General features: G+C 72.5%; 22 protein-coding genes. 9 read left to right on the top strand and 13 right to left on the bottom strand.

Annotation, left to right across the window (positions count from 1 at the left end; translation table 11 throughout):
- The first annotated feature begins 174 nt into the window (after positions 1-174).
- Both AC0KTA_RS37450 and AC0KTA_RS37445 read left to right on the top strand, forming a co-directional pair.
- On the top strand, positions 175-2,457 hold the full coding sequence (locus tag AC0KTA_RS37450) for an ATP-binding protein (RefSeq protein WP_481052648.1): 2,283 nt from the start codon (positions 175-177) through the stop codon (positions 2,455-2,457).
- Between the two features lie 421 nt (positions 2,458-2,878).
- Positions 2,879-3,319: an SRPBCC family protein gene (locus tag AC0KTA_RS37445; RefSeq protein ID WP_481052647.1), complete on the top strand. Its 441-nt coding sequence runs from the start codon at positions 2,879-2,881 to the stop codon at positions 3,317-3,319.
- 45 nt (positions 3,320-3,364) lie between these two features.
- Here the strand turns inward: AC0KTA_RS37445 and AC0KTA_RS37440 are convergent, their stop codons facing one another.
- Positions 3,365-4,141, bottom strand: a complete 777-nt coding sequence (locus AC0KTA_RS37440) for a class I SAM-dependent DNA methyltransferase (RefSeq protein ID WP_481052646.1) — start codon at positions 4,139-4,141, stop codon at positions 3,365-3,367.
- A 478-nt stretch (positions 4,142-4,619) separates the two neighbouring features.
- Here AC0KTA_RS37440 and AC0KTA_RS37435 point away from each other — a divergent pair, with 478 nt between their 5' ends.
- The 4 genes from AC0KTA_RS37435 to AC0KTA_RS37420 all read left to right on the top strand — a co-directional run bounded on the left by AC0KTA_RS37435 (position 4,620) and on the right by AC0KTA_RS37420 (position 8,864).
- Positions 4,620-5,534 (top strand): LysR family transcriptional regulator, encoded by a 915-nt coding sequence (locus AC0KTA_RS37435; RefSeq protein WP_481052645.1) that lies wholly within the window; start codon positions 4,620-4,622, stop codon positions 5,532-5,534.
- A 91-nt stretch (positions 5,535-5,625) separates the two neighbouring features.
- Positions 5,626-5,910: a putative quinol monooxygenase gene (locus AC0KTA_RS37430; protein ID WP_481052644.1), complete on the top strand. Its 285-nt coding sequence runs from the start codon at positions 5,626-5,628 to the stop codon at positions 5,908-5,910.
- Positions 5,911-6,076: 166 nt separating this feature from the next.
- A complete protein-coding gene (locus tag AC0KTA_RS37425; RefSeq protein WP_481052643.1) occupies positions 6,077-8,197 on the top strand; it encodes a M6 family metalloprotease domain-containing protein in 2,121 nt (706 codons plus the stop codon).
- A gap of 133 nt (positions 8,198-8,330) precedes the next feature.
- Positions 8,331-8,864: a hypothetical protein gene (locus AC0KTA_RS37420; protein WP_481052642.1), complete on the top strand. Its 534-nt coding sequence runs from the start codon at positions 8,331-8,333 to the stop codon at positions 8,862-8,864.
- 24 nt (positions 8,865-8,888) lie between these two features.
- Here the strand turns inward: AC0KTA_RS37420 and AC0KTA_RS37415 are convergent, their stop codons facing one another.
- On the bottom strand, positions 8,889-9,767 hold the full coding sequence (locus AC0KTA_RS37415) for an alpha/beta fold hydrolase (protein ID WP_481052641.1): 879 nt from the start codon (positions 9,765-9,767) through the stop codon (positions 8,889-8,891).
- A 143-nt stretch (positions 9,768-9,910) separates the two neighbouring features.
- Positions 9,911-10,405: a hypothetical protein gene (locus AC0KTA_RS37410; RefSeq protein ID WP_481052640.1), complete on the bottom strand. Its 495-nt coding sequence runs from the start codon at positions 10,403-10,405 to the stop codon at positions 9,911-9,913.
- Between the two features lie 381 nt (positions 10,406-10,786).
- Here AC0KTA_RS37410 and AC0KTA_RS37405 point away from each other — a divergent pair, with 381 nt between their 5' ends.
- Positions 10,787-11,668 (top strand): SAM-dependent methyltransferase, encoded by an 882-nt coding sequence (locus AC0KTA_RS37405; RefSeq protein WP_481052639.1) that lies wholly within the window; start codon positions 10,787-10,789, stop codon positions 11,666-11,668.
- 10 nt (positions 11,669-11,678) lie between these two features.
- On the opposite strand, the gene AC0KTA_RS37400 is transcribed toward AC0KTA_RS37405, so the two are convergent.
- The gene (locus tag AC0KTA_RS37400) at positions 11,679-12,215 is read right to left on the bottom strand and encodes a hypothetical protein (protein ID WP_481052638.1); all 537 of its coding nucleotides are present in this window, start codon (positions 12,213-12,215) and stop codon (positions 11,679-11,681) included.
- Between the two features lie 98 nt (positions 12,216-12,313).
- Positions 12,314-13,075 carry a crotonase/enoyl-CoA hydratase family protein gene (locus tag AC0KTA_RS37395; RefSeq protein WP_481052637.1) on the bottom strand — a complete coding sequence of 254 codons (762 nt, stop codon included), beginning with the start codon at positions 13,073-13,075 and terminating at the stop codon, positions 12,314-12,316.
- A 154-nt stretch (positions 13,076-13,229) separates the two neighbouring features.
- Here AC0KTA_RS37395 and AC0KTA_RS37390 point away from each other — a divergent pair, with 154 nt between their 5' ends.
- Entirely contained in the window at positions 13,230-14,393 is a 1,164-nt protein-coding gene (locus AC0KTA_RS37390; protein ID WP_481052636.1) for a thiolase family protein, read from the top strand.
- A 44-nt stretch (positions 14,394-14,437) separates the two neighbouring features.
- On the opposite strand, the gene AC0KTA_RS37385 is transcribed toward AC0KTA_RS37390, so the two are convergent.
- Positions 14,438-15,052, bottom strand: coding sequence for a TetR/AcrR family transcriptional regulator (locus AC0KTA_RS37385; RefSeq protein WP_481052635.1), 615 nt, complete (start codon positions 15,050-15,052; stop codon positions 14,438-14,440).
- A 430-nt stretch (positions 15,053-15,482) separates the two neighbouring features.
- Here AC0KTA_RS37385 and AC0KTA_RS37380 point away from each other — a divergent pair, with 430 nt between their 5' ends.
- The gene (locus tag AC0KTA_RS37380; RefSeq protein ID WP_481052634.1) at positions 15,483-16,130 is read left to right on the top strand and encodes a response regulator; all 648 of its coding nucleotides are present in this window, start codon (positions 15,483-15,485) and stop codon (positions 16,128-16,130) included.
- 38 nt (positions 16,131-16,168) lie between these two features.
- Here AC0KTA_RS37380 and AC0KTA_RS37375 read toward each other — a convergent pair whose 3' ends face one another.
- The 7 genes from AC0KTA_RS37375 to AC0KTA_RS37345 all read right to left on the bottom strand — a co-directional run bounded on the left by AC0KTA_RS37375 (position 16,169) and on the right by AC0KTA_RS37345 (position 25,648).
- Positions 16,169-16,969 (bottom strand): SDR family NAD(P)-dependent oxidoreductase, encoded by an 801-nt coding sequence (locus AC0KTA_RS37375; RefSeq protein WP_481052633.1) that lies wholly within the window; start codon positions 16,967-16,969, stop codon positions 16,169-16,171.
- Complete coding sequence (locus AC0KTA_RS37370; RefSeq protein WP_481052632.1) at positions 16,966-18,465, bottom strand: SDR family NAD(P)-dependent oxidoreductase; 1,500 nt, start codon at positions 18,463-18,465, stop codon at positions 16,966-16,968. Before AC0KTA_RS37370 ends, AC0KTA_RS37375 begins: the two co-directional genes overlap by 4 nt.
- Positions 18,466-18,468: 3 nt before the next feature.
- Positions 18,469-19,740, bottom strand: coding sequence for a beta-ketoacyl synthase N-terminal-like domain-containing protein (locus tag AC0KTA_RS37365; protein WP_481052631.1), 1,272 nt, complete (start codon positions 19,738-19,740; stop codon positions 18,469-18,471).
- Complete coding sequence (locus tag AC0KTA_RS37360; RefSeq protein WP_481052630.1) at positions 19,737-21,128, bottom strand: beta-ketoacyl synthase N-terminal-like domain-containing protein; 1,392 nt, start codon at positions 21,126-21,128, stop codon at positions 19,737-19,739. Before AC0KTA_RS37360 ends, AC0KTA_RS37365 begins: the two co-directional genes overlap by 4 nt.
- A gap of 104 nt (positions 21,129-21,232) precedes the next feature.
- Complete coding sequence (locus AC0KTA_RS37355; RefSeq protein ID WP_481052629.1) at positions 21,233-22,261, bottom strand: ketoacyl-ACP synthase III; 1,029 nt, start codon at positions 22,259-22,261, stop codon at positions 21,233-21,235.
- The gene (locus AC0KTA_RS37350) at positions 22,258-23,904 is read right to left on the bottom strand and encodes an AMP-binding protein (protein ID WP_481052628.1); all 1,647 of its coding nucleotides are present in this window, start codon (positions 23,902-23,904) and stop codon (positions 22,258-22,260) included. The genes AC0KTA_RS37355 and AC0KTA_RS37350 overlap by 4 nt, the downstream gene beginning before the upstream one ends.
- The gene (locus tag AC0KTA_RS37345; RefSeq protein WP_481052627.1) at positions 23,894-25,648 is read right to left on the bottom strand and encodes a CocE/NonD family hydrolase; all 1,755 of its coding nucleotides are present in this window, start codon (positions 25,646-25,648) and stop codon (positions 23,894-23,896) included. Before AC0KTA_RS37345 ends, AC0KTA_RS37350 begins: the two co-directional genes overlap by 11 nt.
- Between the last annotated feature and the right edge of the window lie 155 nt (positions 25,649-25,803).

Raw genomic sequence — 25,803 nt, 5'->3', positions numbered from 1 at the left:
GCCCGGAGCGATCCTGCTACCCGCCCGGCGCCGGGTAGGGCTAACCCCCGGCGGATGCGTCACCGAAGACCCCCGACCCCGTTAACACAGCGCAGCGGTACACCTACGCTCTGATGCGACGGCCGCGTGGCGCGGTGCGGCGGTCGCGGCGCTGGATGAGGGCACGGGGGCGACATGGGATTCGGGTTCGGGCAGCGGCGCGGCGGGCAGTTGCCCGTCGAACGGACCAGCTTCGTCGGGCGGGCGGAGGAAATCGCCCTGGTCCAGGAGGCGTTCGCGCAGGCGCCGCTCGTCACGCTGGTGGGTCCGGGCGGGGTCGGCAAGAGCCGAACGGCGCTGCGTGCGGCCGGCGGGCTCGGGGACCGGTTCCCGGACGGGGTGTGGCTCGCGGAGCTGTCGGGGCTGCGGGACCCGGAGCTCGTGCCGGCGACGCTCGCCGCCGTCCTCGAACTCCCCGAGCAGCCGGGCATGGAGCCGCTCGACGCGGTGGTCGCCCACCTGCGGGGACGGCGGCTGCTGATCGTCCTCGACACCTGCGAGCACCTCGTGGACGCGTGCGCGATGCTCTGCGACGTCCTGCTGCGGGAGGCGGCGGACACGTGCGTGCTCGCCACCAGCAGGCAGCCGCTGGACGTCCCCGGCGAGCAGTGCCTGTCGATCGCGCCGCTCACGGCCGAGGACGCGGTCGAGCTGTTCGTGCAGCGCGCGATCGCCGTGGCGCCGGGCTTCGCGGCCGACGAGGGCAACAGGGCCCAACTCGCCGCCCTCGTCGGCCGACTCGACGGAATCCCGCTGGCCCTGGAACTCGCGGCGGTCCGGCTGCGGGCCGTGCCGCTGGCCCACCTGGTGGCCCGCCTCGACCAGCGCTTCGGGGTGCTGACCGGCGGGCGGCGCACCGCACTCGCCCGGCATCAGACGCTGCGTACGGCCATCGACTGGTCGTACGAACTGTGCGTACCCAAAGAGCGCGAACTGTGGCTGCGGCTTTCGGTGTTCGCCGGGTCCTTCGAGCTGGCGACGGCGGAGGAGGTGTGCGCGGGCGGTGAGCTGGCGCGGGAGGACGTGCTGGAGACACTGGTCGGCCTTGTCGACAAGTCGGTGGTGCAGCACCTCAGTGAGGACGCGGGGCGCTACCGGCTCCTCGACACCCTCCGTGCCTACGGCGCCGAGCAGTTGGCCCGGACGGACCGCGCGGCATCGGTGCGGGAGGCGCACTTCGCGTACTACCGACGCCTTGGCCGACGGCTGTGGGACGAGCTGCTGACCGACGCACAGGCCGCCCTTTACCGGACGGTGCGCGCCGAGGTCGCCGACATGCGGGCCGCCTTGGGGTACGCGTACGCCACGGCTGGCCGGGCGCGGCAAGGGCTGTGGCTAGCCGCCCAGTTGGCGCCGTTCTGGCGGGCCGCGGGGACGCTGTCCGAGGGGCAGTACTGGATCGACAAGGGGCTCGCCCAGGTGCCGGAGGACTGCCGGGAGCGGGCCTGGGGTCTGCTGCTCGGCGGGGTCCTCGCGGTGTGGAGCGGTGATCTGGCGGTGGCACCGGGCCGCTTCGAGGAGGCGCGGGATGTGGCCGAGCGGTGCGGCGAGGAGCGCGTGCTGCTGTTCGCCGACCCGTATCTCGGCGCGATGCGCGCGCTCGGCGGGGAGGTCGAGGAGGGGCTCGCCGACCTCGAGCGGGCGCGGCAGCGGCTCATGGCTGCCGGTGACCCGCTGGGCATCAGCGTGATGCACTGCGAAGGCGCCCTGGTGCGGGCCGTGTTCGGCGACACCGACGGGGCCCTGGACCTCTGCGAGACCGGTCTCGCCCACCTCAAGGACACGGGAGACTGCCAGCTCTACGCCACCACGCTGACGGTGCAGGGCATCATCCTGTGGCTCGCCGGCCGGCACGAGGACAGCGCACCGCCGCTGCGGCGTGCCCTCGACGCGGTGAGCGAGGTCGGAGACGTCCTGGTGGCGGCGCTGTGCTGTCGGGGGCTCGCCTGGTACGCGGCCCGGCAGGAGCGGTATTCCCGGGCGGCCTGGCTCCTGGGGTACGCGGAGGGCGCGCGCCGCCTGAACGGCGACCCGGTGGCGATGCTGCCCTCGCTCCTGGAGCAGCAGGAGTCGGCACAGCGGGCCGTGCGGGACGCGCTCGGCGCCACGGCGTTCGAGCGCTGGCACGGCGTGGGGGCGCGGATGACGGGCACGGAGATCCTGGAGGCGGTGCGCGCGGACGCGGACGTGCCGCCCTCGGCGCGGTGCGTGCCCGGAGCGCGACAGGGGCGCGCGGCCGACTCCCTCACCCCCCGCGAACGCGAGGTCGCCGAGCTGGTCGCGCGCGGCCTTTCCAACCGCGAAGTCGCCGAGCGCCTCGTGATCTCCAAACGGACCGCGGACACGCATGTCGAACGCATCCTCACCAAGCTCGGCCTCCGGTCGCGGGCGGAGCTTCCCGACGCGCTGCACGACTGACGCTTCCCGGGCAGGGGCGGCATACGTGCAGCACGCCGGACGCTTCCCTGGCAGGAGCGGCGTATGTACGTAGCCAGCTCACCGCGCACCGCGCCCGGCACCGGCGCTACGTATACGGATCCCGGCAGGTTACGGATGCCGGGACCCCCGAGCGCCGGGGACGCTGAGGCAGCCGCCCGGGGGCCGGGAGCGTGGTGGGCGCCGGCAGCGTGGAGGAGTCCCCCGCTGCCAGGCACGGGCGCCCGTTCCGCCTCCCCCCTCAGGCGGTGCGGCGGCGGGCGGCTGCTCGCGTCGGCGGGGCAGCCGCCCGCCCGTTCCACGTCACGGGGCGCCCGCCGCGCCCCGTGACACCCCGGGCGGCGGCCCCGACAGCGGCGACACCACGGATCCCGCGCCCGCGTCGTCTGCCTACGATCAAGCCATGGCCTTCTTCCGCGTCGAACGCGTCACCCCGCTCGCTCCCGACGAGGCGTGGCGGCGCATGACGGACTGGGAGCGGCACGGCCGGGCGGTGCCCCTGACGCGGGTCACCGTCTCGGGCGGCCCGCCGTACGGCGAGGGCACGGTGTTCACGCCACGCTCCGGGGTCGGGCCGCTGGCGTTCGACGACCCGATGGAGGTGACCGTCTGGCAGCCTCCGGAGCCGGAGGGGCGGCACGGACTGTGCCGCATGGTCAAGCGCGGCTCGGTGGTGACGGGGTGGGCCGAGATCGAGGTGCACGTGCGGGGGCGGGGCTCGCGGGTGGTCTGGCGCGAGGAGCTGCGGGTCCGTGGGCTTCCGCGGTTCCTCGACCCGGTGCTCGCGCGGGTGGCTTCGTGGCTCTTCGGGCGGGAGGTCGCGGCGCTGTTGGCGTCGCGTTGAGCATCGGCTGCTGAGGATCTCGTACGTAGCGTCTCCGCCCGGCCCTCAGTCGGCGGTCTTCTCCCAGACCGACACATGCTTCGTGCTCTCATTGGTGAACGGCGTACGTGACCACTCCTCCCACCGGTCGCGCAGCCGCAGCCCGGCGAGCCGCGCCATCAGGTCCAGCTCGGCCGGCCATACGTACCGGAACGGCACGGACCAGTGCTCGGCCCGTCCGTCGGTGAGGGTGACGTAGTGCGAACTCATCGCCTGGGTCGCCACGTCGTACGTGTCGAAGGCCCACTCGGTCGGGCTGATGCGGAACGGCACGGCGGTCTGGCCGGGCGGCAGCCGGCGCAGGTCCGGTACGCCGACCTCGATGACGAAGGTGCCACCGGGCCGCAGATGGGCGGCGGCGTTGCGGAAGCAGGCCACTTGGGCGTCCTGCGTGGTGAGGTTGTTGATGGTGTTGAAGACGAGGTAGGCGACCGCGAAGGTGCCCGGCACGCGGGTCGTGGCGAAGTCGCCGATGGTGACGCCGATGGAGTCGCCGCCGGGCTTGTCGCGCAGGCGGGCCGCCATGGCGCGGGACAGCTCGATGCCGTGGACCGGGGTGCCGCGGGCGGCCAGGGGCAGCGCGATCCGGCCCGTGCCGATGCCGAACTCCAACGCCGGGCCGCCGCCCGCCAGTTCGGCCAGCAGATCGACCGCCGGGTCCACGGCCTCGGGACGGAACCTGTCCGCGGACGAGTCGTCGTAGGTGGCCGCGACGTCTTCTCCGAAGTATCCGTCCTCGTGTCCGTCTTCGTGTCCGTCCTGGTGTCCGTGTTCATCAGGCATCCCCGGACCGTAACGCTCGTGGTGCGGCTGGTGCGCGTGCATTTTCACTTGGGTACGCCAAGCTGACGCTTGGAAGCTCCAAGTACCGCCCGCTACACCTTCCGGGGCGGGAGCGCCCACCAGGCTCTGGGGTTCGGCGACCCACCCTGCTCACGCTTGGCGACCCGTCGCCTCAACGGCCACGGCCCAACTCGGGCCTCGGGCCTGGTCACTTCCCGCGACGACCAGCCGCGGCAGGGCTGCCGGGCCGGGCGTGTGCCATACCCGCAGCAGACCGCAGGCGCAGCGCGCGTACACGATGGTTCCGTCGGAGACGGAGTGCCGGGAGACCACGTTCTCGGACTGCCCCGCAGGCCGGCCACATGCCGGGCACTCGCGTCCGGTTCGCCCAAAATGATCAGTCATGCCTCCCAGTCTCCGCACCCACAACATGCACGTCCATCGCAAATTTCGGCATGGAATCGTGTTGCATGGCCGCATGGTTGATCTCGGTCTCCTCCAGACGTTCCGTGTGCTCCAGGAGCAGGGCACCGTAACGGCGGCAGCGCGGGCGCTGAATCTGTCGCCGTCCGCCGTCTCGCAGCAGCTCAGGCAACTCTCGCGCCAGGCCGGAGCGGAACTCCTCGAACCGGACGGCCGACGCCTGCGCCTGACAACCGCGGGGCGCGTACTGCTCGTTCACGCGGACCTCATGTGCGCCCAGTGGGAGGAGGCGCGCGCCGAGCTCGCGCAGCACGGCGCCCCTTCGCGTCGCACGCTGCGCCTCGCGGGCTTCGCCACGAGTGTCGGACCGCTCCTCGCGCCCGCCGCCGAAGACCTGCTGCACGCCGAGAGGCCGACTCGGGTCACCGTCACGGAGTCGGATACACGCGGCTGCTACCAGCAGCTCCTCGCGGACCGCGTCGACATCGCCGTGCTGACCCCGCTGTCCGACAGCCCTCCGATCGACGACGTCCGATTCCACCAGGAACCCTTGCTGGAAGACGTGCTGGACCTGGTCGTTCCCGCGCACCACCGGCTCGCGGCGCACGAGGCCGTCGACTTGTCGGCGGCGGAGCGCGAGACCTGGATCTCGCCCCATCACGACCAGGACCGCCTCACCCACGCCCTGTGCACCGCCGCCGGCTTCGCCCCGCGCACCGTGCACCACGCCGACGAGTGGCACGCGGTGCTGGCCCTCATCAGTCACGGCCTCGGCGTGTGCCTGGTGCCGCGCCTCGTCTCCCTCGCCGCCCATCCACGACTGGTCCGGCTGCCCCTGAAGGGGGACCCGCCACCCTCCCGCCGCATCCTCACGTGCGTACGCCGGGGAAGTTCCGGCCAGAGTGCGGTCGCCGACGGTTTGAAGGCGCTCAGGGCACGTGCGAAGCAGCACGGCGGACGTGGCCGATGAGTTCCGTGTGCCGCGGCGGTCTGTTCCCGCAGTGGCCCACGCCGACAGGCGGTCACGCCCCACCCCGAAGAGCCGACATGCGAGGAGCACCGTGATCATCATTGCCGGGAAGCTGTACGTGGATGCCGCCGACCGTGACGCGTACGTGGCCGGATGCTCGAAGGTCGTCGCGCAGGCCCGGGCCGCCGCCGGGTGCCTCGACTTCGCCCTGTCGGCCGACCCGGTCGAACGGGACCGGATCAACGTGTACGAGCGCTGGGAGACCGACGAGGATCTCGAACGCTTCCGTGGCGCGGGCCCGGACCCCGAGCAGACCGCGCAGATCCGCGACGCCGAGGTGGGCAAGTACCGGATCTCCGGCGTCGAGGCTCCATAGGCACCCGGCCGACCCTGGCCCCTCTTCCGGCCCCCGGCCCCTCTTCGCCGCCCCACCAGACAAACCCGACCCAAAAGCCTGTTGACTCCCCAGCGGCCCCGGGCGGAAAGTACCGCTGACCGGCTTGTCATGTTCTTGTCCACACCCCTCAGACAAGAGGTGAGCCTTGTTCCTCCGCCGTACACCCATACGCCGCGCCAGAACGCCTCACACCCAAGCCCGCCGAGTCCAGCGCGTCCACCAACTCCAGCGCTCCCGGCGAACCCGCCGCGTCCTCCGCGCCCGCCGCGCAGGCGTCCTCGCCGCGCTGCTCGGGCTCCTCGTCTCCCCGCTCGCCGTGGGCCCCGCGCAGGCAGCCCCCGAGCCCACGGACCGACCGCCCCTCGTGCGGCCCATCGACCCGCAGCGCTGGCAGAACCCCGACGACATGACGTGGGCCGACTACCGGTCCGTGCCCGGCACCGACTGGGCCGATCCCGACTTGGAGCCGACGCAGCGCACGTTCAAGGGCGCCCTGGTCCTGCTCGACTATCCCGACGAGGAGTTCACGGCGAGCAAGCCGGCCGGGTCGAGCCTGTTCGGCAATCCGCAGGTCGGCGCCTCGGACATTCCCCGCAGCCAACTGCCCGCGTTCTACCGGGACTTCCTCAACACGCCCGGCGCCCTCAACCACGGGCACACCATCAACGAGTACTGGATGGAGGACTCCGGCGGCCGCATCGGCGTCGACCTCACCTCCTTCGGCGTGTACCGCATGCCGCACAAGTCGTTCCAGTACGGCATCGAACCCCAGATGAACCCGGGCGCGTGCCCGAGCGGCAGCACCTGCGGCAAGAACATCCGCACCGACGGCAGGGCCGCCTGGGTCGCGGACATCGGTGAGGGAGAGGCCTCGAAGTACGACTTCATCTTCTACCTCACCGCCGGGCAGGACGAGTCGTCCGTGTGGCAGGAGTTCGGACAGATGAAGTTCTCCTCCCCGCAGGACGTACCCGCGAAGTGGGGCCCGCCCGCCCCCATCGCCACCGGCGGCAACTCCGCCAGGACCCGCTACGTGCCGTGGACTTCGTGGGCCGCCGCGGCCCGCATCTGGCCCAACGCCTCGAACGGCTCCTCCACCCAGGCCGAGAGCTCCGGCATGGGCGTGTACGCCCACGAGCTCAGCCACATCCTGGGAATCGCCGACAACTACAACAACCCCTACGGCACACCGCTGCGCCGCGCCTACACCGGCATCTGGAGCATGCTCTCGCGCGGTTCGTTCAACGGCCCGGGCGGCCCGCACACCCGCTGGCAGATCCCGGCCACCAACGGCGCGTCCATGGGAGCCCAGCACATCCTGCGCGACAAGCTGAAGCTCGGCATCGTCGACGAGAAGAACGTGCTCCGGCTCGACCGCGACGCGCTCGAGGACTCCGGCACGGTCGTCGCCCGCGTCACCGCGCGCTCGGCGCCACCCGGCGACAAGGGCCTCAGCGGCGTCAACATCGCCATGAGCCGGGACCTCTCCCCCGCCTGCGATCCGGCCAAGGACCCCCTGTGCGACGGCGGCGGCTACGACAACTACACCGTCGAGGTCGTCGACCGCATGGGCATGGACTCCTTCACGCCCGACCACGGCGTGCTGCTCAGCAAGACCAAGAACGAGGACCGGGCCCCGTTCGCCTGGGTCGTCGACTCGCATCCCGAAGACATCGACATGGTCGACTTCAAGCGCCCCGACGGCACCCCGCAGAAGATCACCATGGGCGACTACCGGCAGCTCAGCGACGCGCTCCTGCACGCGGGCGCGGACTCCGGCAGCGAGTACGAGTACGTCGACCGCGCCAACCGCCTGCACTTCTACGTACTCGACCTGCGCCGCACCCGCTCCGGCGTGCTCTCGTACACCGTCGCCGTGAAGTCCCTGGACGGCGCGGGTCCGCAGCGCCGGGGAGCGAAGCTGAGCCGCGGCCACGCCCAGGGCGATCCGGACCGCCGGGCCCTGTGCACCTTCGATCTGGCCAACACCGGACGCACCGTGCCGCAGAAGCCCGGTCATCCGGAGAATGTGGACCGGTACCTGGCCTCCGACGTCTACCGTCTGTCGGCCAAGGCCTCCGGCCGCGGCTGGTCCGCGTGGCTGCCCAACCGCCTCGCCACGGCCAGGGCAGGCGACTCCGTGGAGGTCGACGTCGCCGTGACCGCGCGGCCGGGCGCCGAGCGGCACAACCGGGTCACGCTCACCGCCCGGTCGGAGAGCAACCCGGGCAAGACGGCGAAGGCGGTCTGCAGGCTCAGGAAGTGAGGCGTCAGGCTCAGGAAGTGAGGCCGTCAGGCTCAGGAAGTGAAGCCGTCAGCAGGGGGGTGGTCGTCATCACCCCCCGGAACCGGCTCCCACGCGCCCGGTTCCTCCTAGGCTTACGCCTGGAGAGGTGGGAATGATGGACATACCAAACGTCGTAGGGGACTGGCAGGAGTATCAATCCAAGGAATGGGCCGGGCTGCGCGTCCGCCTGCACCACCTGCGCAAGGGCACGCCACAGCGCGGGCGCGACGAGGACGCCAAGGGTCTGACGTATGTCGCGTTCGACGTCACCTTCGACAACCGCGGCTCGACGTACTTCAACATCGACCTGTACGACCACCCTCGCCACTACGACGTCCGCGTGGGCCGGGACGGGCACGGCGCCTTCGTCGACGAGTTCGGCGGCTCCGTGATCCGCGACTTCAACCTGTATCCGCAGCGCCGTGTCACGGCCACGCTCTACGCGGCCGCGGCCGCCGCCAAACTCAAGCGGCTCGACATCCAGATCAGCCCGCAGATCGACGACGAGCCGGCGTTCGGGTACGTGTGGACCGGCGGCCTCGGCGTCCACGAGGGCTCCACGCGCACCGACGGCAGGGCGTCGTCGGCCAAGACCGGGGTCGCCAGCGAAGTGGAGCGGTTCCTCCAGGACAGCGCGGGCGACTGAGCCCGGCCGGGGCGCCGGCCGGGCTCAGTCGGTGACCGTGTTCAGGCCCCGCGAGGAGGCACTGGAGGCTGACAGCCACTCCAGGGCGGCCGCGCCCGAGTTGAGGACGGAGATGTGCCCGTCGGCCGGCGTGAGCCACAGTTCCGCCGCCGGGCAGCGGTTCGCGAGCCACTGGCCGTGGGTGCTGGGGATGATGCGGTCCTCGCCGCCGTGCAGGACGAGGACGGGGGCGGTGATCCGCCCGGGGTCGAACCCCCAGGGGGCGACGTACGCCAGGCTGTCGTCGACCAGTCCGCCCGGCCCGGATTCCACCGCCGGGCCGACGACCTCTTCGAACCACGCCCACCCGGTGGCGAGCGCCTCGTGGTCGGCCGGCGTGAACATCTCGGGGTCGTACTCGTCGGCTGCCGCGTGCGCCTCCGCCGCCGCGCGTCCCGCCGCGGCCGCGCGCAGCGACGCCGCGTCCGAGTCCGACATCCCGGCGAACCAGTCCAGGCCGGAGGCACCGTACGGAGCGAGACCCGACGCGCTCACCACACACCGGACCCGGTCCGGCAGCAGCGCACCGCAGGCCAGGGCGTGCGGTGCGCCCCCGGAGTGGCCCATGACCGAGAACCGGTCGATGCCGAGCGCGTCGGCGACGGCGAGCACGTCGGCGGCCGCCGACGCCACGTCACGGCCCGGTGCCGGGCTCGAACCGCCGTATCCGGGGCGGTCGTACGACACCCAGCGGATGCCGAGCCGGGACGCCGCCGGAAACAGGGGCGCGGGCGGGGAGCCGATGTTCGGGGTGCCGTGGTGCCAGATGACGGTGCGGCGCGGGTCGGCGCCCTCGGCCCCGGTGTCGTAGAGGTGCAGCTGACGGCCGTCGTTCAGCCGCAGGTCGGTCTCCGTCACGTGCATGCTGTCGCTCGCTCCTGCCCCGAAAGTCCGAAAGCTCCGAGAACGTCGAAAACGGCCGGAGCCCGGTCGACCGAAGTCGACCGGGCTCCGCAGCGTCATCGGAAGGCCGGGGCCAGGCCTCGGGCCTCACGAGGCGCCGTTGGTTACCTGCCCCACGTGCCCTGGTTCACGGCGCAGTTCCAGCCGGAGCCGCGGACGGTGAACTTGACCTTGTAGGACCTCTTGTTGAGCAGCTTCGAGCGCACCTGAACGCCCAGGCTGGCCTTTTTCTTCAGCGTCTTCTTGTAGACGGTGACGGTCTTCGACGTCTTGTGGGTGACCTTGCCGCCCTTCGCCTTGGCGCTGCCGAAGCGAACGTTCTTGACGTTGCTGACCGTGAACTTGACGTTCTTGAAGCTCTTGTTGCTCTTGTTCTTCAGGCCGAAGTACAGGCCGTTGCCCGTCACCCAGCCGCCCGAACCGATGTAGAACCTCGACGTGTAGACGATGTCGATCGGGCATCCGGCACTGCGCGGCGCGACCTTCGACGCGGACGACGCGGACGGCGCGGCGGACTCCGCAGATGCGGAACCAGCCAGTCCGAGCTGAGCGGCGGTGATCGCCCCGGCCGTGGCCAGGACTGCGGCAGACGTGCGCATGCGGTTCACTACGGTGTTACCTCTTCCCCCTGTGGCCCCTTGTGGGACCGACTGACAGCACAGTACGACGCGTTCACACCGGACGGTTCACGTCCCCGCGGCGCCCCGTATTCCTAGCACGGGGACAACGCGAGAGAACAAGTGAGCCGCCAAGTCGCCGCAGCACCGTGACAGAAGCCGGACAATCGTAAAGCATCCGGAGCCGCCCGCGGACACCGTTTGCCGCGGGCCTCACGGGCACCCAGTTCCGGGGGCTTTCCTCGGCATGGCTTGACTCCGTCGTCACGGGAGCGGCCGTGGCAGGTGCAATGGACGAGCGCAAGGGAACGGACGTGTCCAGGCGGGCCCTTGGGGTCCGTCCCTGTCGGGAGGAGACGCACCATGACAGCGAACAAGCACCCCGTGAACGGCACTTCGGCCCCCACCCCCGAGGACGTCGGGGCGATGTACGACCAGTTCGGCGACATGCTCGCCATGACGCTCGGGTCCGCCGCCGTGCACATCGGCATGCTGGTCCCGCACGACGCGCGCACGCCCGTCACCACGCTCGTGGGTCTCGCCGATCTCGCGCAGGACCGGCAGACCGACTTCCTCGTCGACACGCTCCGCCCCGAACCGGACTCCCACGTCCTGGACATGGGCTGCGGCACCGGCGGCCCGGCGCTGCGCCTCGCGGAGCGCACCGGCAGCCGGGTCACCGGCATCACGGTCAGCAAGACGCAGCTCGCCCGGTGCGAGGAGCGGCGTGGCGGCCATCCGGCCGGCGAGCGCGTGGACTTCGCGTACGGCAACGCCATGGAACTCGGCCATCCCGACGCGACGTTCGACGCCGCCTGGTCGATCGACTGCCTCCCGCACCTGTCCGACCGGCCGCGGGCGCTGCGCGAGGCGCTGCGGGTGCTCAAGCCGGGTGGCCACCTGCTGTTCACCGAGTTCACGCTGCGCGGCACGCCCTCCGAGGAGGAGTCGGCGGCGTACACGAAGCTGTGGACGTGCCCGCCGCTGCGCCCGTTCAGCACGCTCGTCGGCGAGGTCGAGGAGGCCGGTTTCCGGCTGGTGCGGACGCAGGACATGAGTGCCAACGCGGTGCTGTGCTCCGAGCTGATGGCTGTGCTGTACGCGGACCGGCGGGCGGAGATGGAGGAGCGGTTCGGCAAGGAGGCGCTGGCGGCCACCGACCCGCTGATGGGTCCCTACCGCACCTTCTGCCGGGACCACATGAACTACTACCTGGTGCTGGTACGCAAGCCGGACGCCTCGTAGCCCGCCCCACTCACCCGCAGGCGTCGACCACTTCGTCGAACGTCTCCAGCAGGCCGAGGAACGGGCCCCTGCCCCACGCCCCCACGGCCAGCGCGGCCGCCAGCACCGCGGCGCCGTGCGCGGCCGCCGCGCCGTCCCGCCACCGGGCCCGCAGGTGTGCGTCGTCCCCGTCGGCCCACGCCCGCACGGCCTGGGACACGGCGAGTTCGTGGTGGGGCGGCCCGGCGGCGGCGATCGTGTCGGCCCTGCGCACCACGTCCGACGGGGTGAGGGTGCGCGGGCCCGACATCACGATGCCGACGACCAGCCGCAGGATGTCCCCGGCGACGAAGGGAAGCTGCCGGGCCACGGCGGGGTCGGCCCCGTCGAGGGCGGCGGCGACGGCTTCGGCGTCCCCGCGCGCGTAGGCCCGCACGAGCGCGAGCCCGCGACGCATCGCCTCCCGACCGGCCGGGTCACCCGGCACGGCCGGCGGCCCTTCGTCCGTCTCGGCCAGGCCGGTTGCCGACTCCCCGTACGGGTCCAGCGCTGAGCGGTACGACGTCATGCCCAATCCCCTTTCGCAGGACGTGCCCCGATCCTGCAACCTCAAGTGCACTCAAGGTCAAATCGGGCGTGGTTCCGCGTTCTCGGCTCGACGGTCAGTCAGACTCCCCTCCACACCGGCGGACGCTTCTCCACGAACGCACGAGCGCCTTCCCGTGCGTCGGCCGACGTCAGCACGGGCTCGCTGATCTTCTGCTGCGTGGCGTAGGCATCCGCGTCGGCGTAGCCGACCGACAGTGCCACGAGGTGCTTGGAGGCGCGGACCGCGAGGGGGCCGTTGGCGGCGATCCGGGCGGCGAGGCCGCGTGCGCCGGTGAGGGCCTCGCCCGGGTCCGTGAGGACGTTGACCAGGCCATGCGCGTGGGCGGTCTCGGCGGAGAGCGGGTCTCCGGTGAGCGCGATCTCCATGGCCAGCTGGTACGGGAGCGCCTTGGCCAGGCGCAGCAGTCCGCCGCCCGCGGCGACCAGGCCTCGTTTGACCTCGGGGAGGCCGAACTTGGCGTCCCGCGCGGCGACGACCAGGTCGGCGGCGAGCGCCAGTTCGCACCCTCCGGCCAGCGCCCACCCCTCGACCGCGGCGATCAGCGGCTTGCCCGGCGGCCGTTGGGTGATGCCGCCGAAGCCCCGCCCCGGAACGGACGGGCGCTCGCCTCGCGCGAACGCCTTGAGGTCCATGCCCGCGCAGAACGTCCCGTCGGCACCGGTGATGATCCCGACCACCAGGTCCTCGCGCGCCTCCAGCTCGTCGACCGCTTCGGAAAGAAGCCGGGACACCTCGGAGTCGACCGCGTTCCTCACCTCGGGCCGGTTGATCGTGACGACGGCCACGCCGTCGTCGAAATCCGTCAGAACACTGCTCACGCCGCCCCCTCTCTGTCGACGTATGGTCAGCTTACTTATCGGCCGCTAAGGTAGGCCAAGATACGCCGCACACCGACGAACACAAGGACGCACAGGGCGACTTGGAGATTTGAGGACCGGTGTCGGCAAGAGAGACGTTCGCCGGGAGGACCCCGTGGAGTCCGCTGTCGTGGTCGACGTGGTGCGCACCGCCTCCGGCAGAGGCAAGGCCGGTGGCGCACTGTCCCACGTCCACCCGGGTGAGCTGCTCGCCACCGTGCTGCGCGCCCTGCTGGCACGCAGCGATCTCGATCCCGCCGTCGTCGACGACGTGATCTGCGGCTGTGTCTCCCAGTCCGGGGAGCAGTCCCTGAACATCGGGCGGACCGCGGCACTGGCCGCCGGGTTCCCGGAGTCGGTGCCCGCGGCCACCGTCGACCGGCAGTGCGGATCGAGCCAGCAGGCCACCCACTTCGCCGCACAGGGAGTGCTCGCGGGCGCGTACGACGCCGTGGTGGCCTGCGGCGTGGAGTCGATGAGCAGAGTGCCGATGTTCAGCAGCGCGCGGGGCGCGGATCCGTACGCCCCGCTGGCCGCCCGCTACCCCCGGGGGCTGGTGCAACAGGGCATCGGGGCCGAACTCGTCGCTGCCCGCTGGGCGTTGAGCAGGGAAGAGCTCGACGCGTTCGCCGTCCGCTCCCACGAGCGAGCGGCCGCCACCGCGGCGGGCGGCCGCTTCGCCGGTGAGATCGTGCCGGTCGACGGGCACGCCGTGGACGAGACGGTGCGCCCGTCCACCACCGCGGATGCCCTGGCCGGGCTCCGGCCCTCGTTCACCGATCCGCGGATCGCCGAGCGCTTCCCGGAGATCGACTGGTCGATCACTCCCGGGAATTCATCGCCGCTGACCGACGGGGCCTCGGCGGCGCTCATCATGAGCGAGCGGAAGGCCGCCGAGCTGGGACTTCGCCCGCGCGCCCGCTTCCATGCGTTCGCGGTGACCGGCAGCGACCCGCTGCTGATGCTGACCGGCGTGCTCCCGGCCACCGAGAAGGTCCTCGCCCGCGCGGGCCTGACGGTCGACGACATCGACGCCTACGAGGTCAACGAGGCCTTCGCGCCGGTGCCGTTGATGTGGCAGCGGGAGTTCCACGCCGACCCCGAGCGGCTCAACCCGCGCGGCGGCGCCCTCGCCCTGGGCCACCCGCTCGGCGCGTCCGGCACCCGCCTCCTCGCGACCCTCGTCCACCACCTCGAGGCCACCGGCGGCCGCTACGGGCTGCAGACCATGTGCGAGGGCGGCGGCATGGCCAACGCGACGGTCGTCGAACGGCTCTGAGCCTGGTTCCCGCACCCCGACGGCCGGGGTCCGGTGCCAGCGCCTCATGACCGGTGTCCCACCGCCGCCAGGGCGATCGTGACGTACCGCTGTGCGATCTCCTGGGGCGTCAGCGGGCCGTCCGGGCGGTACCACTGGGCGACCGCCTGGCACATGGCGAGGACCGCGCGGCCCGCCTCCACCGGCACCGGGGTCGTGAAGACGCCCGCCTCCGTGCCGTCGCGCACCGCTGCGCGCAGCAGCCCTTCGAGTTCGTCGCGCAGCGCCACGTACCGCGTCCGGTTGTCCGGCTCCAGGCTGCGCATCTCGACGTCCAGGAAGGCGAGCGGGGCGCGGTGCGTCATGTACAGCACGAGGCATTCGACGAGCGCGCTGAAGCGTACGACGGGGTCGGTGCCCGCGTCCGTCACGGCGGCGCGGCAGCGGCACAGGACGGAGTCGAGCGAGCCGAAAAGCAGCTCGGCCAGGATGGCCTGCTTGTTGGGGAAGTGGTAGTACAGCGCGGGAACGCTCACGCCGACACGGCGGGCGAGGTCGCGGACGGTGGTGGCGTGATAGCCCCGCTCCACGAGGGCGTCGAGGGCGTGCGCGAGGATGGGGGGAAGGTCGAGCGGGCCGTAAGCACGCCAATCGCTTTCCCTGTACGTCGGTTGAGCCATCGGCCAGAGATTACCCGCCGCCGACGGGGGCTGCTTACCGGCGGTCGCAGCCGGAAACCGGACAATGCGCCCGGCCGGCAGACGTGAGCAAGCTGCCTTCACCCGGCCGACATTTGTGGACGTTTCCGCCGGATCCCACCTCCGGTTACCGAGGAGAGCGCGCCTCGAGAACCGCAATCCGTGAGCCAGGACACATTCCGGTCGAACTCGCGGAGCGCCCGGCACCGTATCCGTCGCCGGAAAGAGCGGCACAGCCTGCCGCTTTACTCATAAGTAACAGGAGAGCTGTCCGCAATTCAGCAATTTCGGCGATGCCGGCCCGCCGTGCCGTGAAAATGCCGTTGGCGCCTGACGGGCGAGAAGTCCGGGGATAGCATCGCCATGCAGGTACCGCCACCCGCACGCGGCGCACCCCGCCAACCCTGCGGCAATGAAGGGGAATTCAGGCATGGGAGCAATGATCATAGACAGTCACCCCTCCATGCGTCTGGCGCTCAGCTCACTGATCGAGTCCCACCTTCGGATGCCTGTCGTCAGCACCGCCGAAACGGTGGACGAAGGCCTGCGTGAATTGCAGACGAAGCGCCCCAGCATCCTCGTCACCGAATTGCAGTTCGGCGACGCGTGTGCGGGGGCCTCCCTGTGCCGGCAGGTGCGCTCACTGCCGCTGCGGCCACGTGTCATGGTGTTCTCCGGCTGCAGCTCGTCCCATGAGATCGCCGTCGCGCTGACGTCGGGCGCCGACAGCTTCGTCCATAAGACCGTGCCTGTCACGGAGTTGGTCGACGCAATCCGCAGAACGGCTCGGGGGCAGCGGATCTGGCTCTTCGGCGAGGACGCACAACGCGGGAATCCGCTGCGCCGGGCCTCCGATCCGCGCACTCCCCTCACTCCGCTGACGCGGCGCGAGGAGGAAATTCTCTCCCTTCTCCTGCGTCGATACACGAACGCGGAGATTGCCCGGGAGTTAACGCTCGCGGGACAGACCGTCAAGAATCATGTGAGCAATGTGCTGCACAAGATCGGCATACGAAACCGCCGGGAACTGTTCCATGACGCGCCGGCGCTTTCCGCCTGACGCGTCATGGGCCACCGCTTGTCCATGTCCACCGCTTGTCAGGGGAGCCGCTCCCCCGCGGTGAGGGCCCCCGCGGTCAGGCGCGTGATCGACGCGCGGGTGCCGGCGCGGCTGCTGGTCGGCGCGAGATGCATCACCGGTCCCACACTGACCCGGCTCGGCCGGGTCAGCGCCCACAGCACCGCGTCGGCCACGTCCTCGGGCGTGAGGAGCTCCTCCGCGTCCACACCCAGCTCCTCGGGGGCCGCGGACAACTCGGTCCGTACCCACCCCGGGCAGACCGCCACCGCGCGGACGCCGTGGTCCCGGTTCTCCAGCGCGAGGAGTTCGCTGAGCACGTTGAGCGCCTGCTTGCTCGCCGCGTAGCCCGCGGTGTGGCTGAGCGTCTCCTGGGTGATCGACGAGCCGATGTTCACGATGGCCCCGCCGCCGCGCTTGCGCAGGTACGGCACCAGCTCATGGGCCAGGAGGTAGGGCACGGTGACGTTGAGACGCAGCATCAACTCCCAGTGCCGGGGCGGCAGTTCGTGCACCTGGCCGAAGCGTACGGCGCCCGCGCAGTGCACCAGGACGGCCGGGGGGCCGAACAGCTCCACCGTCTCCGCGACCACGCGCTGCGGCTCCCCCTCGACGGCCAGGTCCGCCACGAGGACGCTCGCGCGGCCGCCGCGCTCGTGCACCTCCCGGGCGAGGCGAGCCAGCGGGCCCGCCCGCCGTGCGACCAGGACGACATGCGCCCCGGCCGCGGCCAGCGACCGGGCCACCGCCGCGCCGATGCCCGACGACGCACCCGTCACCAGCGCCACTCCGCTCACGGAACTCACGGAAGGGGCGCTCATGCCCGGCCGTCCTCGTGGGCCAGCGGCGGCAGGCCGCCCAGCGCGAGGCCGCCGTCGGCATGCAGGGTCGCCCCCGTCACGTACGCGGCGCCGTCGCCCGCCAAGTACGCCACCAGGGGCGCCACATCGGCCGGGCGGCCGGGCCGTCCCTGGGGGATGCGGGCCAGCCAGGCCTCCTGGAAGTCGTCCGACGCGGCCGTGGCGGCCATGGGCGTCGTGACGAGTCCGGGCAGCACGCAGTTGGCCCGGATGCGGTGGCGGCCGCCGGAGACGGCGACGTTGCGGGTGTGCTGCGTCATGGCCGCCTTGCTCGCCGCGTAGCTCTCCAGGTGCGGGACGAAACCGGCCCCGGCGGAGCCGAGCGCGACGAGGGCGCCGCCCCGGCCGTCCTCGGCCCACCGCCGCACCAGGGCGCGGGTGAGCGTGGCGTATCCCCGGTAGTTGGCGGCCACGGCCCGGTCCATGAGCGCGGGCTGGCAGTCGTCGGGCCGCTCGGGCTCGCACAGCCCCGCCGCGTACACCATGGCGTCGACCCGGCCCGTCTGCCACAGCCGCGCCACCATCGGCTCCAGGTCGTCGGCCCGCGCCACGTCCTGGGTCACCGCCTCGGCCCGCCGCCCCAGTGCGGTGATCTCGTGGGACACGTCCGCGAGTTGCGGCTCGCGCCGGGCCACCACGGTCACATCGGCGCCCCGGCGCGCCAGTTCCAAGGCCGTTTCCCGGCCCATGCCGCTGCTCGCGCCCACCACCAGGCAGTGCCGCCCAGTCATGTCGAACAGTTCGGTGCCGCCGCGGCGTTGGGCGAGCGGCGCGGTGCCCTGCGCCGCGCCGGGCCGGCGCAACGGCGGCACCATGGTCAGGCCCATGCCGCCGTCGACCGGGACGGTCTCGGCCACCGTGTAGCTGCAGCCCTCCGAGGCCAGGTGCAGGACGGCGGCGGCCAGGTCCGCGGCCGTGGCCGCCCGGCGCAGCGGCAGGTGGCGCAGCATGGCGGCGGTCCGCGCGGGACTGAGGCGGTGGGTGAGCAACGGCGCGAGTCCGACGCGTACTTGGTTGGCGAGCACACCGTGCGCGCACAGGCGTGCCGCGAGCTGCCGCCACCAGGCGACATCGGCGGCCCGCGCGGCCACCTCCTCCGGGGGCGTGCCGGTGTGCACCCCGCCCCCGCCGTCGTACACCAGGATCATCCGGCCCGAGCCGCGGTCCGCCATGGCCGCGGCGATCTCGGTGAGGCGCTGCCGGGGCAGCGGCAGGGCGGGCAGCGCGCTGTCGAAGACGGCGCTGCCGGTGAGCAGGACGCAGCAGACGTCGGGGACAGCGCCGCCCCCGTGGCCGTCCTGCCCGGCCCGCCCCCGCTCGCCCCCGGTGTCCTCCAGGGGCTTGGCCCCGGCGCTCTCCAGGGCCTCGCTGATCACGTCGTACGCCGTGCCGCGCCGGCCGAGGACCAGCGCTGTGGAGCCGTGCACCCGCAGCGGGTGCTCGATGGCGTTCACCATGGGTCAGTCCTCCAGATACTCGATGAGCAGTGAGGTGGCGTCACCGCCGCCGCCCGCCGCGGTCACCAGGGCGTGCCGGCCCCGCAGGGCCGCGCCCCCGCCCAGTACGGGGGTGGCCTCAAGGCGTGCGTACGGCGTGCGGCAGCCGGTGACGGGGGCCACCGTGCCGTGCCGGAACATCAGGACGGAGGCGACGAACTTGAGCAGGCCGACGAAGCCGAAGACGTGGCCGAAGGCCGCTTCCTGGTTGGTGAGGAGCAGTGGGCCGCCGTAGTCCATGGCCTTGCGCAGGCCGGTGAGCGCCGCGCAGAAGAGGTCTTCGACGTGGCGGGAGCCGTCGGCGAAGCTGTTGACGAACGCCAGCTGCTCCATGCCGATCCCGGCGCCGGTGAGCAGGGCGTGGCCGTCGCGCGCGAAGTGGTCCGGCGGCCCTGAGATCATCGGGTTGGAGCCGTTGCTGCGCGAGGAGCGGAACCACAGCCGCAGCGGGGCCGTGCCGGAGTGCGCGACGCGCGGAGTCTCCACGACCACGGCGAGGGCGCCCTCGCCCGGGGCGTTGCCGTCCTGTTCCTCGTCGTGCGGGCGCACCGACTCCGGGTCCGCGGAGACGGTGGCGATGCGAAAGCCGCGCCGTCTGCTCTCGTGGGTGGTGCTGGCGACGCAGACCGGGTCGAGGGTGGCGTCCGCGCCCACGACCACCGCCCGGTCCACGCTCCCGGCCCGCAGCATGGTGACCGCGACCTCCAGGGCCCGCAGCGAGCAGTTGCAGGCACCCGACACCGTCAGGGTCTGCGGGCTGATGCCGAGGACCGAGCAGATGCCGCTCGTCACGCTGCCGGGCGTGCCGGTGAGCCAGTACTCCATGCCGAGGGCTTCCTGGCCGCCGTCCTGGTACAGCGTGAAGTAGCGGGGCGCCTCCCGGAAGGCGAACTGCAGCGACGCGACGACGAGTACGGTGCGGCCGTCGTCCAGGTCCGCGGGGCTCAGGCCCGCGTCGGCGAGCGCGTTCTTGACCGCGCCGGCGGCCATCGCGGTGACCCGGGCCATCCTGGCGCCGACGCGCTCGGGCACGCCGAGTGCCGCCACCGGGTCCCAGCCGCCGACCTGCCCGGCGATGCGCAGCGGCAGATCCTCGTACATGAAGGGGCTCAGGCAGCTGGTGCCGGTGCTCACGATCTTCCACAGGTCCGGTACGTCCACGCAGGGGCCGTCCCGGCCGGGCAGGACGGCGCCGATCCCCGCCAGCGTCAACGGCTCGGTGGGCTGGGCGGTCATGGCCGCTCGCCGCCGGTCCGGGACGTCGGGGCGATTGGCTCGGGCGGGGTGAGGGGCTCGGGTGCGGCGAGGAGCAGTGCCGCGGCGGCGCCCATCTGGTAGTTGAAGCTCAGGGCGAGGTCGAAGGAGAGCGGGCGCGGCCGGTCGCCGGTGACGATCTCGCAGGGGGCTTCCTCGGCGACCTTCTCGCAGTTCGCGGTGGGGCTGACCTGGCCGTGGCGCATCATCAGGAGGCTCGCCGCGGCGCCGATGTTGCCCAGGGGCGCGCCGATGTGCCCGAAGCACGCCTCGTGGTTGGTGAGCAGCGGCCCGCCTGCGTGGGCGGTGTCCGCCCCGTAGAGGGACTTCAGCGCGCTGAACTCCATGAGCTGGAAGAGCGGGTCGCCCTCGGCGCCGCCGTTGACGACGGGCACGGCGGACGGGGTGACGCGGCCGTGGCTGTCCTTGGGCCGCAGGGCGGCGCGCACCGCGCGCACGAGTGCCTCGCCGTCCTCGTCCGGGGAGAGGGCGCTGCCCGTGGCGGCGCGCCGGATCGCCTGGCCAAGGACCCTGCCGTACGCCTCGTGGCCGCGCCGTTCCGCGTGCTCCCGGCTCTCCAGGATCAGCGTGGCGGCGCCTTCGCCGAGGTTGAAGCCGTCGGCGCGCTCGTCGTACGGCCGCATCGGCCGGTCGTAGCGCAGCCGGGTGGTGGGGGCCTGGTACGAGGAGGTGCGGCCGGTGCGCTCGGAGGCGCGGCGCAGGTCCTCGAAGTGCTCGATGCGCTCCAGGTTGTAGGCGTCGACGCCCGTCACCACGGCGATGTCCACCTCGCCGCTCGCGATCTGGCCGGCGGCGACGCCGAGCAGCGCGCTCGTCGAGGCGCAGCCGCACGACAGCGTGTAGCTGGGGCCGCCGCTGCGCAGCAGCGCCGCCTGGACGGAGGCGACGTCCGTCGCGGTCACCGAGAGCAGGATGCGCATGAGCAGGGCGCGTGCCTCGGCGGGTTTCATCCCGGACGAGTCGCACGTGACGCCCTGCATATAGGTCTCCAGGGCCGTGTCCATGCCGGCGCGGCCGGTGAGGACGGCGGCCTCGGCCAGCTGGGTGCCGCGCCAGTCGAGTCCCGCGTCCTCGCACGCCTCGACCAGGGCCACCAGGCCGTAACGGTGCACGCTGTTGCAGTAGTCGCGGAAGCGGTCGTCCAGGGTCGGGACCGCCCGCGCGAACTCCTCGTCGCTCAGCCGCACTTGGCCGTAGAACAGCCCGCCGTTGTCCAGGTGCGACTGCCCTGCCGACACCGTCCGCCAGAGGTCGTCGCCGCTCCTGCAGACCGTGCCGCCGGGTCCGGGGAGACAGAACCCCATGCCCGTCACCAGTACGTCGCGCCAGCCCGCTGTCACACTCACCACGTCACCACCCGCTCCCTGCCCGGAGCCGCTCGCACGGCTCCTCGTCGCTTGTACGTGTGCGTCTGTACGTATGCGTCGTCGCCCTCATAGGTGCGCGCCGTGCGTCACAGGCGGAACAGCAGCCCGCCCTCGTAGAACCCGGAGCCGATCGCCGGAGCGAGGTACAGCTGGCCGGGGCGGGTGCGGCCACTGGTGAGGAGTTCGGACAGGGCGATGGGGATGGACGCGCTGGAGGTGTTGCCGCGCGTCTCCATCGTCACCACGAAGCGCTCCGGGGGGATGCCCGCCTTCTCCTGCACCGCGGTGTGCAGCGGGTCCGTGCCGGGGTGCATCAGGACCCAGTCGACGTCCTCGATCTCCACGTCGTTGCGTTCCAGGAGGAGTTCGATGGCGCGCAGGTTGCCCTCGATGGCGCGCTCGATGAGGTCCGGGGTGCTGGTGAGCCAGCCCTGCGGCCTGCGGGCATAAATGACGTCCGCGTCCTCGCCGTCGCTGAACAGCACGGAGTCGATGAGCCGCGGCGCCGTCGGTGACGGGTCCGAGTGCTCGGCGTCGGTGCGCTCCAGGACCACCGCGCCCGCCGCGTCCCCCGCGACCAGTTCGCCCTTGCTGCCCGGCCGGGTGCCCCGGTTGAGCTGCTCGGAGCTGACGACGACGGCGCGCCGCCAGGGGCCGGGCGAGGAGAGCATGGCGGCGGCGGACTGCACGCCGTGCACGAAGCCGGCGCAGGCCCCGCACAGGTCGAAGCCGAGGGCCCGCTTGGCGCCCAGGTCGTGGGCCACGCGCGGCCCGTGCTCGGGGATGAACTGCCGGTCGGTCCAGTTCGTCACGATCACGAGGTCGAGGTCGCGCGCGGTGCGTCCGGCGTCGTCCAGGGCGCGCTCGGCGGCGCGCACGGCCATGTCGCCGACGGTTTCGTGCTCGCTGGAGACGTGCCGCGACTTGACGTTGAGGCGCCCGATGACGGCCTGGTCGACGGCGTTGAACCGGTCCTCGGCGCCGACGAGTTCCGGCGTGTTGTGGACGACGTGCTCGGGGAAGTAGTGCCCGACACCCGTGATCCGTACGCCGGTTCGGGCCCAGATGCCGCCGCGGGCGGTGGCGGGTGCCGCCGTGTCTGCCCTCTTGCTCATGTGGTCTCGTGGTCCTCTCGACGGGTCGCGACGGGATCGCGACGGATGGTGACGCCGGCTGTCTGCCGGTCCCAGGTGTCGGTCGTGACGCCTTCGCCGCGCAGCACGTCCTTGCGCACCTTGCCGGTGGGGGTCGTCGGCAGTGCGGGCAGCGCGCGGATGTAGCGGGGCAGCATGAAGTGGGCCATGCGGGGGCGCAGGAACGTCAGGAGTCCGGCCGGGTCGAACGCCGCGCCGGGCACCGGGCGGACCACGGCGAGGACCTCCTGCTCGCCGTGGTCGCCGGGGACGCCGACGGCCGCCGCGTCCCGTACGGCCGGGTGGGCCCGCAGCTCCTCCTCGACCTCGAAGGAGGAGATGTTCTCGCCGCGCCTGCGGATGGCGTCCTTGAGCCGGTCCACGAAGTACAGCTCGCCGTCCGGGTCCTGGCGGAAGGCGTCGCCGGTGTGGAACCAGCCGCCCCGCCAGGCGGCCGCGGTCGCCTCGGGCCTGCCGAGGTAGCCGTGGCTGAACGCCCACGGCGCGTCCGCGCGCACGATCAGTTCGCCCACCTCGCCCGGCGGCACCTCGCGGTCGTACGGGTCGACGACGCGCGCCTCGACGCCGGGGCGCGGCCGCCCGCAGGCGCCGGGCCGGTCCGGGTCCGGGCCCGGGCCCGACATGACCGGACAGGAGGTCTCGGTCATGTTGAAGAGGGTGCGCACCTCGACGCCGAAGCGGGACCGCAGGGTCAGGGCCGACTCGGTCAGCGGGACGACGTAGGCCGCGCGCAGGGGGTGCCCGGTCCCGTCGTCGGGGGACGGCGGCCGCTCAGCGAGGAAGGTCGCCATCACGCCGAGGAGCGTGCACGCGGTCACCCCCAACTGCCGTGTCTGCGCCCAGAAGGACTCGGTGCGGAAGTGCGGGACCACCGCGATCGATCCGCCCAGGCCGAGCATGCCGAGGGCGCCGATCACTCCCCCGCCGTGGAAGAGGGGCAGGTTGACCAGGTAGCGGTCGGCCGGGGTGAGCCAGCTGCGGAAGGCCGCCGTGGCGCTGGTGTGGAGGTGGGCGTAGCTGCACAGCACGCCCTTGGAGGGGCCGGTGGTGCCCGAGGTGTAGAGGACCGCCTGGGTGTCCCAGGGCTGCAACGGGGCCGCGGGCGGGGCGAGTCGGCCGGGGTCTCCGGCGAGCAGGTCGCCGCCCGGTCCGTCGACCACGAGGATGTCCCGGATCTCGCCCAGGTCGAGGCCGCTGAGGTGGTGTACGAGGTCGTGGCAGGTGACCAGGGTGCGGGCGGCCGAGTCCTGGATGACGCGCTCCAGGAGGCGGCCCCGGTAGGCGGTGTTGACGGGGACGAAGACGCCTCCGGCGGTATTGGTGCCGAACCAGGCCCGCAGTTGGTGCGGCCCGTTCGGCAGCCAGCTCAGTACGTGCTCGCCGTACGTCACGCCGCGGCCCTGCAGCGCCGCGGCCGCCGACCGGGCGAGGCTCCAGGCGTCGGCGTACGTCCACCGCTCGCCGTCCTCGAACACCGCGAAAAGACGGTCGGGGTGGGCGGCGGCCCGCGCCGCGAACTGCTCGGGCAGGACGCACTCCTGGCGCGCAGGGCCGCGCGCGGGGCCGGGGCGCGCGGTGTCAGGCCGCGTGGTGTCACTGGTCATGCGGCGCCACCTCGGCGCTGACGGACGCCGCGCTGGTGACGGCCACCTCACGGGCGAGGGCATCCTCACGAGTGGCCTCGGCGAGCACCGGCAGCCGCAGCAACGACGGCCGGGCCGGGTCGTGGTGGACGGACTGGTGTGCCACCACGCCCGCGGCGTCCTTGCCCGGCGGGCGCCCGGTGTTCAAGTTGCGGTCGATGTGCGGGAAGTTGCTGCTGGTGACGGTAAGGCGGATCCGGTGCCCGGCCCCGAACCGCCAGGCGGTGTGTCCGAGGTCGACGGTGCAGGTCTCGGGCGCCCAGGGCGTCAGCGGCTTCTCGCTGTCGAAGCCCTCCCGGTAGCGGGCGCGCAGCACGCCGTCGCAGACCAGCAGCGAGCGGCCGTCCGGGAACACGTCGGTGAGCTTGACCACCACATCCGTGTCCGGCGCGCTGCTCGCGAACGACAGCGGCGCCGTGACGTGCCCGGCCACCTCGACCGGGTCGCCGAGAACGGGCCCGGTGAAGACCAGGGTGTCGGCGCGGCCCTCCAGGTGGCGCTGGTTGAGCGGTCCGCCGACCAGGTCCCCGAGGCCCAGGACGCGGCCGCCGTGGGTGGGCGCCGGGTCGTGCGGGTCGTAGACGTACGTGTCCGGGGGCTCGTCGCTCTGGGGCGGATCGAGGGCGAGGCGGCCGCCCGCGCGCAGGTACCACAGCAGCGGGGACGAGCCGTCGGGCGGCCACGACGTCGCCGTACGCCAGGTATTGGCGCCCATCATGAAGTAGCGCACCGGCGGGGCCTGCCGGGCCCGGCTGACGCCGTCCTTCAGGTGGGTGTCGAAGAAGGCGAGGACGCTCTCGCCCGCGGGGCCGTACTCCCCCGACGCGCCGAGCCCGAAGTTCAGCTCGCCCTGGTACGGCGGCAGCGTCCCGGAGTGGCTCCAGGGCCCCACGACGAGCTGGTGGGCCCGCGGGTCGCGCCGGGCCAGCTGGTGGAAGAGGGCGATGCTCGGCGCGTGGTAGATGTCGAACCAGCCGGTGAGCGAGAGCGTGGGGACCGTGACGTCCTGGGTGCGGATGCGCGGCCCGTACGCGCGGCCGCGCTCCACCATGTCGGCCAGGGACAGCGGGCTGTCCGGCACGTCGAGGATGCGTCCGAGAGGCAGCCGGCGCAGTTGCTCCAGCGGGGACTTGAGGTAGCGGATCACGGCGGCGAAGCCGCGCCGACGTCCCTGCGCCGCCTCCCGCCGCATCCAGTCGGCGGCCATGAAGCCCAGCCACCCGGCGAGGTGCGACAGGCGCAGCGTGCCGCCGGTGGCCCGCGCGTCGAGTTCGGCGGACGTGGTCATGGCGGGTGCGATCGCCTTCAGGTGCGGGGGCCGCAGCATCGCCCCGAGCCACTGCACGATCCCGAGGTAGGAGACACCGCTCATGCCGACGCCGCCGTCGCACCACTCCTGGGCCGCGACCCACTCCACGGTGTCGTACGTGTCGCGGCCCTCGGTCTCCCACATGCCGGCGCCGGTGTCCCACTCGCCGTCGGAGGCGAAGCGCCCGCGGGTGTCCTGCACCACGGCGGCGTATCCGGCGCGCACACAGCGCTCGGGGGTCAGCGGCTCCATGCGCAGGGCCGACTTGTCGTAGGGGGTGCGATACACGATCGCGGGGCGGGGCTCGCCCGGTACGCGCCAGACGTCGGCGCGCAGCACGGTGCGGTCACGCATGGGGATCTCGATGTCGCGGTCGACGACGTAGCCGGTGGACAAGGCACCTCCGCGGATGGGAACGAGGAACGGCTGGGAACGAGGGTCGGCTGGGAAACGGCTGGGGGCCGGGGGCTGGGAGGGCGCGGAGCGTTGCGCTCCGCTCACGCTAGGGAGCACGGCCGGAGCAACGCATCGGCCGCCGAGTACCTACTGCG

It is taken from the genome of Streptomyces sp. Y309 (genome assembly GCF_056712025.1).
Note: the sequence above shows the minus strand (reverse complement) of the source record. Positions and strands in the feature narration are given on the sequence as shown.

What these genes read in the sequence shown, in the direction of transcription:
- AC0KTA_RS37450 (WP_481052648.1), top strand. Translation starts at nt 175, where the DNA reads ATGGGATTCGGGTTCGGGCAGCGGCGCGGCGGGCAGTTGCCCGTCGAA.
- AC0KTA_RS37445 (WP_481052647.1), top strand. Translation starts at nt 2,879, where the DNA reads ATGGCCTTCTTCCGCGTCGAACGCGTCACCCCGCTCGCTCCCGACGAG.
- AC0KTA_RS37440 (WP_481052646.1), bottom strand. Translation starts at nt 4,141, where the DNA reads ATGCCTGATGAACACGGACACCAGGACGGACACGAAGACGGACACGAG.
- AC0KTA_RS37435 (WP_481052645.1), top strand. Translation starts at nt 4,620, where the DNA reads ATGGTTGATCTCGGTCTCCTCCAGACGTTCCGTGTGCTCCAGGAGCAG.
- AC0KTA_RS37420 (WP_481052642.1), top strand. Translation starts at nt 8,331, where the DNA reads ATGATGGACATACCAAACGTCGTAGGGGACTGGCAGGAGTATCAATCC.
- AC0KTA_RS37415 (WP_481052641.1), bottom strand. Translation starts at nt 9,767, where the DNA reads ATGCACGTGACGGAGACCGACCTGCGGCTGAACGACGGCCGTCAGCTG.
- AC0KTA_RS37410 (WP_481052640.1), bottom strand. Translation starts at nt 10,405, where the DNA reads ATGCGCACGTCTGCCGCAGTCCTGGCCACGGCCGGGGCGATCACCGCC.
- AC0KTA_RS37405 (WP_481052639.1), top strand. Translation starts at nt 10,787, where the DNA reads ATGACAGCGAACAAGCACCCCGTGAACGGCACTTCGGCCCCCACCCCC.
- AC0KTA_RS37400 (WP_481052638.1), bottom strand. Translation starts at nt 12,215, where the DNA reads ATGACGTCGTACCGCTCAGCGCTGGACCCGTACGGGGAGTCGGCAACC.
- AC0KTA_RS37385 (WP_481052635.1), bottom strand. Translation starts at nt 15,052, where the DNA reads ATGGCTCAACCGACGTACAGGGAAAGCGATTGGCGTGCTTACGGCCCG.
- AC0KTA_RS37380 (WP_481052634.1), top strand. Translation starts at nt 15,483, where the DNA reads ATGAAGGGGAATTCAGGCATGGGAGCAATGATCATAGACAGTCACCCC.
- AC0KTA_RS37375 (WP_481052633.1), bottom strand. Translation starts at nt 16,969, where the DNA reads ATGAGCGCCCCTTCCGTGAGTTCCGTGAGCGGAGTGGCGCTGGTGACG.
- AC0KTA_RS37370 (WP_481052632.1), bottom strand. Translation starts at nt 18,465, where the DNA reads ATGGTGAACGCCATCGAGCACCCGCTGCGGGTGCACGGCTCCACAGCG.
- AC0KTA_RS37365 (WP_481052631.1), bottom strand. Translation starts at nt 19,740, where the DNA reads ATGACCGCCCAGCCCACCGAGCCGTTGACGCTGGCGGGGATCGGCGCC.
- AC0KTA_RS37355 (WP_481052629.1), bottom strand. Translation starts at nt 22,261, where the DNA reads ATGAGCAAGAGGGCAGACACGGCGGCACCCGCCACCGCCCGCGGCGGC.
- AC0KTA_RS37350 (WP_481052628.1), bottom strand. Translation starts at nt 23,904, where the DNA reads ATGACCAGTGACACCACGCGGCCTGACACCGCGCGCCCCGGCCCCGCG.